The sequence below is a fragment of the Flavobacterium sp. genome, from assembly GCF_044376915.1.
Taxonomy (GTDB): domain Bacteria; phylum Bacteroidota; class Bacteroidia; order Flavobacteriales; family Flavobacteriaceae; genus Flavobacterium.
Window position 1 is genome coordinate 1 of sequence record NZ_JBILKB010000074.1, and the last position, 9300, is coordinate 9300.

General features: G+C 35.2%; 9 protein-coding genes and 1 pseudogene. 4 read left to right on the top strand and 6 right to left on the bottom strand.

The window, feature by feature from the left end:
* Positions 1-928: pseudogene (locus ACIQ6Z_RS07940) on the bottom strand (ribonuclease); the annotation flags it as partial.
* 464 nt (positions 929-1392) lie between these two features.
* On the opposite strand from ACIQ6Z_RS07940, the gene ACIQ6Z_RS07945 reads away from it, so the two are divergent.
* Entirely contained in the window at positions 1393-3795 is a 2403-nt protein-coding gene (locus ACIQ6Z_RS07945; protein ID WP_396210370.1) for a thiamine pyrophosphate-dependent enzyme, read from the top strand.
* Positions 3795-4358: an anthranilate synthase component II gene (locus ACIQ6Z_RS07950; RefSeq protein ID WP_396210371.1), complete on the top strand. Its 564-nt coding sequence runs from the start codon at positions 3795-3797 to the stop codon at positions 4356-4358. Before ACIQ6Z_RS07945 ends, ACIQ6Z_RS07950 begins: the two co-directional genes overlap by 1 nt.
* A gap of 2 nt (positions 4359-4360) precedes the next feature.
* Here ACIQ6Z_RS07950 and ACIQ6Z_RS07955 read toward each other — a convergent pair whose 3' ends face one another.
* Genes ACIQ6Z_RS07955 through ACIQ6Z_RS07970 form a run of 4 tightly spaced genes read right to left on the bottom strand, consistent with a single transcriptional unit; the run spans position 4361 to position 7220 of the window.
* On the bottom strand, positions 4361-4705 hold the full coding sequence (locus tag ACIQ6Z_RS07955; RefSeq protein WP_396210372.1) for a hypothetical protein: 345 nt from the start codon (positions 4703-4705) through the stop codon (positions 4361-4363).
* A gap of 38 nt (positions 4706-4743) precedes the next feature.
* Complete coding sequence (yaaA, locus tag ACIQ6Z_RS07960) at positions 4744-5502, bottom strand: peroxide stress protein YaaA (protein ID WP_396210373.1); 759 nt, start codon at positions 5500-5502, stop codon at positions 4744-4746.
* 28 nt (positions 5503-5530) lie between these two features.
* Positions 5531-6571 carry an RluA family pseudouridine synthase gene (locus ACIQ6Z_RS07965; protein WP_396210374.1) on the bottom strand — a complete coding sequence of 347 codons (1041 nt, stop codon included), beginning with the start codon at positions 6569-6571 and terminating at the stop codon, positions 5531-5533.
* Positions 6558-7220, bottom strand: coding sequence for a PASTA domain-containing protein (locus ACIQ6Z_RS07970; protein WP_396210375.1), 663 nt, complete (start codon positions 7218-7220; stop codon positions 6558-6560). Before ACIQ6Z_RS07970 ends, ACIQ6Z_RS07965 begins: the two co-directional genes overlap by 14 nt.
* Before the next feature lie 180 nt (positions 7221-7400).
* Between ACIQ6Z_RS07970 and ACIQ6Z_RS07975 the strand changes: the two genes are divergently transcribed.
* Both ACIQ6Z_RS07975 and coaD read left to right on the top strand, forming a co-directional pair.
* Positions 7401-8375, top strand: a complete 975-nt coding sequence (locus ACIQ6Z_RS07975; RefSeq protein ID WP_396210376.1) for a D-alanine--D-alanine ligase — start codon at positions 7401-7403, stop codon at positions 8373-8375.
* 2 nt (positions 8376-8377) lie between these two features.
* On the top strand, positions 8378-8836 hold the full coding sequence (gene coaD / locus ACIQ6Z_RS07980; protein WP_396210377.1) for a pantetheine-phosphate adenylyltransferase: 459 nt from the start codon (positions 8378-8380) through the stop codon (positions 8834-8836).
* Position 8837: 1 nt separating this feature from the next.
* Here coaD and ACIQ6Z_RS07985 read toward each other — a convergent pair.
* Positions 8838-9300 (bottom strand): class I SAM-dependent methyltransferase (locus tag ACIQ6Z_RS07985; protein WP_396210378.1); only part of this gene is annotated, 463 nt, incomplete at its 5' end.

The following is a 9300-nucleotide window of genomic DNA, read 5'->3' on the forward strand; positions in this document are numbered from 1 at the left end:
GTACACTTTGTAAATCGATCATTAATTCCTCGTCACCTTCATTGGCGGTATCGTCGATTATTTGAATCGTTGTTTGGGCCGTTGTAGTACCAAGAGGTAATGTTACCGATAAGACCCCCGTGTAATCACTGGCTGTAAAATTACCATTAGTCAAGCTAAAATTAATCACCAATGGCTGATTTTGAATGGGTTGAGACGTTGAAAATACAATCGCAAAACTCTCTCCTTCAGTATAATTCAATTGAGAAGTTGAAACGGTTATGGTGTTCAAAAGTATTCCCGAGCCATCATTTGGCATTCCGGGTGTAGGAATTTTTACTTCATACGTACCATCATTTTTTCGTTGTATGGAATGGGTTGCTACATTGGAAGTCGCATTTTCATTCACGCAAACGGTAATTCCCAAAGTTGTCATCATTGCAGTTGGCGAAGTGGTTCCCGAACCAGAATAGGCAATTGCATCTACTAGATTAGTGGCTGTAGCCAAAGTATTCGTTGGAAAATTTGAAGCATTATCTTGATACAAAGCCACTACATCGGGTCCGTTTTGAAGGGTTGCATTAGGGATAATAGCCAATGGTGTTGGCGAAACGGTAGGATTACCAAAAGTTGCGATTCCATTAATATCGGTTGCATAACCGTCTAAATCAAGTGCATAGTAACTGGCAGAATTAGCAAATGGAGCTGTGCTCCCTGCATTGAAAAAAACCAATACGTAGCCATTCAATGAAAAATTTGGCGTAGTCGATTTGAGCTCTACAAACTCCAAAACATCTGATCCTGGAGTATCAGAATCGAGTTCATTGATGACAACTTGCGCCGAAACAAAAGAGCTATTTAAAAAAAAAAATAAACAGCTTACTTTGAACAAGGAAACATCATGTGCCTTGTGCAAAAGAGACTTTATAAAATATAAGATGCCATTCATATTTTTTGACTTGTACATAAAAATTAGGATGCTTTAAATGCAGTAGCTACGAATGTATCGGTTTTTATAAAAATTCAATTTTTATAAACTAATGACCACAAAAAATAGATCATTGATTAAAAAGTGTGTTTTGCATCGTATTCATCTAATAATTTGTATCCAGTACATTGCTAATTGTTTTATTTTAATGTCTATTGAATATATTATTTTGAATTTTGCCATTTTATATACCTTTTTGGTGGCTCGGAAATAGTTTGAAGTTTTGCCTAAAAGAAGAATTACCATAAAATCTACAGTTTTTTTGAAAAATTCACAACTAATACTCCTTAAACCATGAAATTATTAGTTTTTTAATACCAAAACCTTTGATAAATTAGTAATAATTAATAAAAAGAAGTTCAGCATGTTGTTTTTAATTTGGTTTTATTTAAATTTGTTGCATTATCAATTTCGTAGTCACGTTTATGGAAACAGCAATCACATCGGAGGCAGTCTCTTTTGAAGAATTCAAAAATGAAATTCTTAACGATTATAAAATCGGACGTATCAGCCGAGAATGCAGTCTTTTAGGTCGCAAAGAAGTACTTACTGGAAAAGCAAAATTTGGAATCTTTGGAGATGGAAAAGAAGTACCACAACTTGCCATGGCTAAAGCTTTTTTAAATGGTGATTTTCGTTCGGGCTACTACAGAGACCAAACCTTTATGATGGCCATTGGTGCCCTATCCATTGAGCAATTTTTTGCGGGACTCTATGGGCACACCGATATTGATTTTGATCCAATGAGTGCTGGACGCCAAATGGGTGGACACTTTGCAACCCATTCGTTAGACAAAAACGGGAATTGGAACAACCTAACCCAACAAAAAAATTCGAGTTCAGATATCTCTCCTACTGCTGGACAAATGCCCCGTTTGTTAGGATTGGCTCAAGCTTCAAAAATATATAGAAACGTTTCTGGAATTGATCAAACCTTATTTTCAAACAAAGGAAATGAAGTGGCTTGGGGAACAATTGGAAATGCTTCTACTTCAGAAGGTTTGTTTTTTGAAACCATCAATGCTGCTGGTGTACTACAAGTACCAATGGTTATGAGTGTGTGGGACGACGAATACGGAATTTCGGTGCATGCCCGTCACCAAACAACCAAAGAAAATATTTCAGAAATCTTAAAAGGATTCCAACGTGATACAGATCATAAAGGATTTGAAATTCTTCGGGTTAAAGGTTGGGATTATCCTTCCTTAATAACTACTTATCAAACCGCATCACAAATAGCACGTGAAGAACATGTGCCCGTATTAATTCACGTACAAGAATTAACTCAGCCACAAGGCCATTCAACTTCTGGTAGTCATGAACGCTATAAAAATGCAGACCGCTTAGCGTGGGAAGCAGAATTTGATTGTTTAGCCAAAATGAAAACTTGGATAATTGAGAATAATATCGCAACTACCCAAGAACTTGAAGTCCTTGAAGAAGCGTCAAGAAAAGAAGTTTTAGACGGTAAAAAAGTGGCTTGGACAGCCTTCACAACTCCAGTAAAATCTGAGCAAGAAGAATTAGTTGCTGTTTTGCAAAATATTGCCAATCAAAGTGAAAACAAGGTCTTTATTGAAAAAATTGCAAGTGACCTTGCTGCCATAAAAGAACCTATTCGTAAAGACATACTAGTTACAGCCCGAAAAGTATTACGCATGGTTAGTCGTGAAAATTGTCGTGCTTCTTTAGCTTCTTGGATCGAAAATTACACCGCTAAGATTCAACCTAAATTCAGTTCGCATCTTTTTTCACAATCTGAAAAAGCGATAACAAATATACAGGAAATTGCCCCTACCTATGATACAACAGCCGAAGAAGTAGATGCTCGTCTGGTATTGAGAGATAATTTTGATGCTATTTTTTCAAAATATCCTGAAACATTAATTTTTGGTGAAGACTCGGGGAATATCGGCGATGTAAACCAAGGATTAGAAGGGATGCAAGAAAAATATGGCGAACTTCGGGTGGCCGATGTGGGCATTCGTGAAGCTACCATTTTAGGTCAAGGAATTGGGATGGCCATGAGAGGCTTACGCCCTATTGCCGAAATTCAATACCTAGATTATTTATTATATGCCATTCAAATCATGAGTGATGATTTGGCAACCTTACAATATAGAAGTGCTGGCCGACAAAAAGCACCACTAATTATCAGAACCAGAGGACACCGTTTAGAAGGTGTTTGGCATTCAGGCTCTCCTATGGGAATGATCATCAATGCGGTAAGAGGTATTCATGTTTTGGTGCCAAGAAACATGACAAAAGCCGCCGGATTCTACAATACACTTTTAGAAACAGACGAACCTGCTTTAGTAATCGAATGCTTAAATGGGTACCGTTTAAAAGAAAAAATGCCAACCAATTTAGGTGCATTCAAAACACCTATTGGAGTTGTTGAAACGATCAAAACGGGTTCAGATATCACTCTAGTAGGGTATGGATCCACGTTGCGATTGATTGAGCAAGCGGCTAATGAATTAGAAAGCGTAGGGATTAATGCCGAGCTAATAGACGTACAATCTTTGCTGCCTTTCGATGTTCAACATGACATTGTAAAATCGGTTGCAAAAACAAACCGCCTTTTGGTCATTGATGAGGATTTACCAGGTGGTGCAAGTGCTTATATTTTACAAGAGATCCTTGAAAATCAAAAAGCATATCTACATTTAGATAGCGCTCCACAAACGTTAACAGCAAAACCACACCGTCCGGCTTATGGAACCGATGGCGATTATTTTTCAAAACCTTCTGCCGAGGATATTTTTGAAAAAGTATATGCTATTTTTAACGAAGTAGATCCTGTAAAATATCCAAATTTATATTAATGCAACTGGCCGTTATTGATAATTACGATAGCTTTACGTATAATTTAGTACACTATTTAGAAGATTTAGGAGCAACGGTTACGGTTTTTAGAAATGACGAATTTGAACTCAAAGAATTAGAAACTTTTGATAAAATTGTTTTGTCCCCGGGTCCGGGAATTCCTAGTGAAGCGGGATTGCTAAAAGAGGTAATTCCAACCTATGCCAAGAGCAAGAGTATCCTAGGGATTTGTTTGGGATTACAGGCTATTGGAGAAGTTTTTGGTGGCTCGTTAGTCAATTTAGAAACAGTATATCATGGTGTTGCTTCAAAAATAAGCATTATTGAAAATGATATTATTTTTGATTCTTTACCAAATGAAATTGAAGTAGGTCGTTATCACTCTTGGGTACTTTCAAATGATAATTTTCCGCCACATTTAATAATTACTTCTGTTGATGAGAATAAAAACATCATGTCGATTAAACATCGTATTTATGATGTTCGAGGGGTTCAATTTCATCCAGAAAGTATTTTAACTCCCGATGGAAATAAAATACTAGAAAATTGGTTGAATAATTAAGATTATTTTATCCCACTTTCATTAATAACGGCAAATTTTTTAAAAGTTAAATCTTTCCAATTTGTATTTTTTATTCCTTCTAATAAAATAGTATTATTTTGTTTCGTTAATTTGAAAATAAAATCAGAATTTTCTACTTCTTCACTATTTTTAAAATCAATCATTCCGCTTTCATTTAAATAAACAGAATTTTTAGTAAATGCCATTAACGAAAAATTAAATCCGTTTGACGGAGTAAGTTGTACTTTGTTTCTAACAATTTCAACTTTAACTTCAAATGATTTATTATTAATTGATACAAATGAAGTAAGAAGGACAATACCAAATATAAAAAGTAACTTTTTCATAACTGCTAATATTAATGTTTGTTTAGTAAAAATAAAAATTATCGTGTAAATATCAGTTTATTTCCTTCAGATAAATTAGCATCAAACGCATAACCTTCATAGTTGAAACCTTTTAAATCTTCAACAGTTTTGGCATTCGTATCTATAATGTATCGTACCATTAAACCTCTCGCTTTTTTAGCAAAAAAACTAATCATTTTAAGTTTGCCGTCTTTATAATCTTTAAACTCTGGAGTAATAACGGGAACTTTAAGTTTTTTCGTGTCAACGGAAGAAAAATATTCGTTACTGGCTAGGTTGACAAACAACTCATCGTTCTGTAATTCTGAATTCAATTGATCTGTAAGTGTCTTTTTCCAAAATTCGTATAGATTTTTTTTCGTCCCTATTGCTATTGAAGTGCCCATTTCTAAACGATAGGCTTGCATTAAATCAAGTGGTTTTAATATGCCATACAATCCCGATAAAATGCGCAATTTATCTTGTAAAACCATCACTTTATCAACGGATAACGTATAGGCATCTAAACCTATGTATACTTCACCATCAAAAGTATAAATAGCGGGACGAGCATTTTCTGTAGTAAATGGAAGTTGCCAATCTTGATTCCTTTGCCAATTTAAATCTGCTAATTTTTCAGAAATATCCATCAATTCCATCAACTGTTTGGGCTTCTTCTTTTTTAACGTTTTCTGAATGGTTTCAGCTTGTTTTAAAAAAGTAGCTTCTGTAAAATGTGAAGTAGGAAATGCTGTATCTAAATTTAGAGATTTTGCGGGTGAAATAACAATTTTCATACGATGAAAAGATCATTAAGGGTTGAAATTATGTTTCTTCGGTAAACGTTTGTGCCTTGGAATACACCCTCCATTTTTCAATACAATCTTGTAAATCTTGCGGTATTGGCGTATCAAAACGTAAAAATTCTTTTGTAATTGGGTGTTCAAAACCTAGCGTTTTAGCATGAAGGGCTTGTCTGGGCAATGTTTTAAAACAATTATCAATAAACTGCTTGTATTTAGTAAACGTTGTTCCTTTTAAAATAGAATTGCCTCCATAACGCTCATCATTAAAAAGCGTATGCCCAATATGCTTCATGTGTACCCGAATTTGATGGGTCCTACCCGTTTCCAATTGACATGAAATTAAGGTAACATATCCAAATCGTTCTAAAACTTTAAAATGGGTAACTGCAGGTTTTCCTTTCTCTTCACTTTCGTGAACCGCCATTTGCATGCGGTTGATATCATGGCGACCGATATTGCCTTCAATGGTGCCTTCTTCTTCCTCAATATTTCCCCAAACCAATGCAACATATTCTCGTTCTGAAGTTTTCTCAGCAAATTGCTTAGACAAATAAGCCATCGCATGCTCTGTCTTAGCAACAACCAACAATCCTGTGGTGTCTTTGTCAATACGGTGCACCAATCCGGGCCGTTCCGAACTGTTCATCGGTAAATTCTCAAAATGATACGCCAACGCATTGACTAATGTTCCTGAATAATTACCGTGACCTGGATGTACCACCATACCGGCAGGCTTATTAATAACCAACAATTGATCATCTTCAAAAACGATATCCAATGGAATATTCTCTGGAGTCAACAATTGTTCGTAGGTTGGATGAGCTAAAACCAGACGCACGACATCACCGGCTTTCACTTTATAATTGGACTTAACCGGCAAATCGTTCACCAATATTGAACCAGATTCTGCTGCTTGTTGAATTTTATTTCGGGTTGTATTCTCAATTAAATTCATCAAAAATTTATCCACACGCAAAGAAGATTGCCCTTTGGCCGCTTCAAAACGATGGTGTTCAAATAATTCGTCTTCCAACTCGTTTTCCGCCTTATATTCCGCCATTGCCTTCTTTAAATTCTACAGGTTGTTCTTCTGTTGGAGTATCCACAGGAGCTAACGTATCGGTTGGTTCTTCTGAACTAAAGGTATCTTCATTATAAACGTCTTTTCCATCACCCAAAACAAAATCTAAGGTTGAATTTTTCTTAACAATATCTCCTGCTCGTAAACGTCTTCCATTTTGATAAATTTGCAACACGACATCTTTTGCAATGTGTGTTTTGTAGGTAATTTTACCTTCTTTTAAAGTCAACGATTTTATCGTAGCTAAAATTTGGCGATACGTTTTATCTTTAAATTCTGGAATTTCAATATTTGTAAACTCACCAGCATTTAATTTTACATAGATTTTTCGTCCATCTTTTACAAAACTCCCCGCTTTGGGATCTTGCTCTAAAATGGTAAACGGAGGATATTCGGGATTAAAATCAACAGTATCCAATAAGAAGACTTCTAAATCAATATCGTTTAGCTTTTCTTCCGCAACTTCTAATTTCAATTTAGACAAATCGGGAACTTTAATTTCTTCCCCATGATTGGTTCTAAAATCCAAAAATAAAATCAATAAAAAAGTAAATGCAGCTACTATAGACGCAGCAATAAATGCTTGTAAAAAAAAGGTTTTACTTGTTACATATTTAAACCAACTCATACGACAGGATATTTTAGCAAAGATATAAAAATTGGAAACATTATAAGAGGCAAATCGGTTTGTTTTCATCTAAAAAACAAAACACCTGTTTTGCAAAAATAGTTTAGAAAGGGTTTTCAAAGAAATCTACCAAAATCTCAAGAAATAATGTAATTTTGTTGAACCAAACTTGAAGTACACATGAAAAACGTAGCCATCGTAATGGGAGGGTATTCCAGCGAATATAAAATATCACTTACCAGTGGTAATGTAGTGTTCAACAATATAAACCGCACCAAATTCAATCCGTTTCGGATTCATGTTTTTAAAGAAAAATGGGTATATGTAGATGAAAACGATGCTGAATTCCCTGTCAATAAAAACGATTTTTCTGTAACTGTAGCCGGTACTAAAATTAATTTTGATGTCGTTTTTAATGCCATTCACGGCACTCCTGGTGAAGATGGATTACTCCAAGCTTATTTTGAATTACTGCAAATCCCACAAACGTCTTGCGATTATTACCAAGCGGCCTTAACGTTCAACAAACGTGATATGTTATCGGTGTTAAAACCATACGGAATCAAAACGGCGGAATCTTTTTATTTGAATTTAGGCGACGAAATCAATGTAGATGCCATTTTGGCTAAAGTGGGTTTACCGTGTTTTGTAAAGCCGAATAAATCGGGTTCAAGCTTCGGAATTTCGAAAGTAAAAACAGTAGCAGAATTTCTTCCAGCCATTGAAAATGCTTACAAAGAAGACGACGAAATCATCATAGAAAGTTTCTTAGACGGAACAGAAGTTTCGGTTGGTGTGATTAATTATAAAGGAACGGTTACTGTTTTACCTATTACCGAAATCGTATCGGAAAACGACTTTTTTGATTACGAAGCTAAATATTTGGGAAAATCGAAAGAGATTACGCCAGCTCGAATTTCAGACGAATTGAAAGTTAAAATTGAAGGGGTTGCAAAAAAAGCCTACGAAGTACTCAAAATGAAAGGTTTTTCGAGAAGCGAATTCATTATCGTAAACAACGAGCCGTACATGTTAGAAATGAATACGATTCCAGGTTTAACCACCGAAAGTATTTTGCCACAACAAGCTCGCGAAGCCGGAATTTCGTTGCCAGAATTATTTGAAAACGCTATTGAATTGGCTTTAAAGAAATAATTATGAAAAAAGCAATATTTCCAGGTTCATTTGATCCGATAACCAACGGTCATTTTGATATCATCAAAAGAGGAGTTTCTTTATTTGATGAAGTAATAGTAGCCATTGGGGTTAATGCCGATAAAAAATACATGTTTTCGTTAGAAGATAGAAAACGCTTTATAGAAGAAGCTTTCAAAGACGAACCTAAAGTTAAAGTGATCACTTACTCTGGTTTAACCATCGATTTGTGTAAAAAAGAAAAGGCTGAATTCATTTTACGCGGACTAAGAAATCCGGCTGATTTTGAATTTGAAAAGGCCATTGCTCATACCAACTATGTCATGTCGAAAATAGAAACGGTTTTCTTGTTGACTGCTACTCAAACCTCCTTTATATCCTCTAGTATTGTGCGCGATGTGTTGCGCAATGGTGGCGATATTTCGCAATTGGTTCCTGAATCGGTGCAAACAAAAAAGTAGTTTAGTTTTCAAAAACTAGCAATTTATCTTTTACAATTAAATTTGAAAAACAAAATTCCCTTTTTATCCATTCCAATGTTTTGGCTTGGTAAATAAAAACATGGGTAAAATCATCTTTGTAGTACCAATTTTCAAAAGGTTTTTGGTTGGTATAAATTTTCGTTTTACAGTATAATTTCCCTTTTGGAAGCACTAAGCTTTTCAATAATTCAAATTCCTGATAGGGATGATGAAAATGTTCCATTACTTCGCAACACGAAACGTAATCATATTTTTGGTTTAAAAGTGAGGGCTCGTTCGCGAAAAATAAATCGTAATTCTGTACTTGAAACCCTTTATCGGTTAACATTTTAGCAATCACCGGTCCGGTCCCAGAACCAAAATCCAAGCCTTTCGCCTCGGGAGAAAAATCGTGTAAAACAGCATCAACTATTGGCGAAACAAACGCTTGATACCGTTCGTCA

Coding starts and splice junctions, on each gene's coding strand:
- ACIQ6Z_RS07945 (WP_396210370.1), top strand. CDS start 1,393: ATGGAAACAGCAATCACATCGGAGGCAGTCTCTTTTGAAGAATTCAAA.
- ACIQ6Z_RS07950 (WP_396210371.1), top strand. CDS start 3,795: ATGCAACTGGCCGTTATTGATAATTACGATAGCTTTACGTATAATTTA.
- ACIQ6Z_RS07955 (WP_396210372.1), bottom strand. CDS start 4,705: ATGAAAAAGTTACTTTTTATATTTGGTATTGTCCTTCTTACTTCATTT.
- yaaA (WP_396210373.1), bottom strand. CDS start 5,502: ATGAAAATTGTTATTTCACCCGCAAAATCTCTAAATTTAGATACAGCA.
- ACIQ6Z_RS07965 (WP_396210374.1), bottom strand. CDS start 6,571: ATGGCGGAATATAAGGCGGAAAACGAGTTGGAAGACGAATTATTTGAA.
- ACIQ6Z_RS07970 (WP_396210375.1), bottom strand. CDS start 7,220: ATGAGTTGGTTTAAATATGTAACAAGTAAAACCTTTTTTTTACAAGCA.
- ACIQ6Z_RS07975 (WP_396210376.1), top strand. CDS start 7,401: ATGAAAAACGTAGCCATCGTAATGGGAGGGTATTCCAGCGAATATAAA.
- coaD (WP_396210377.1), top strand. CDS start 8,378: ATGAAAAAAGCAATATTTCCAGGTTCATTTGATCCGATAACCAACGGT.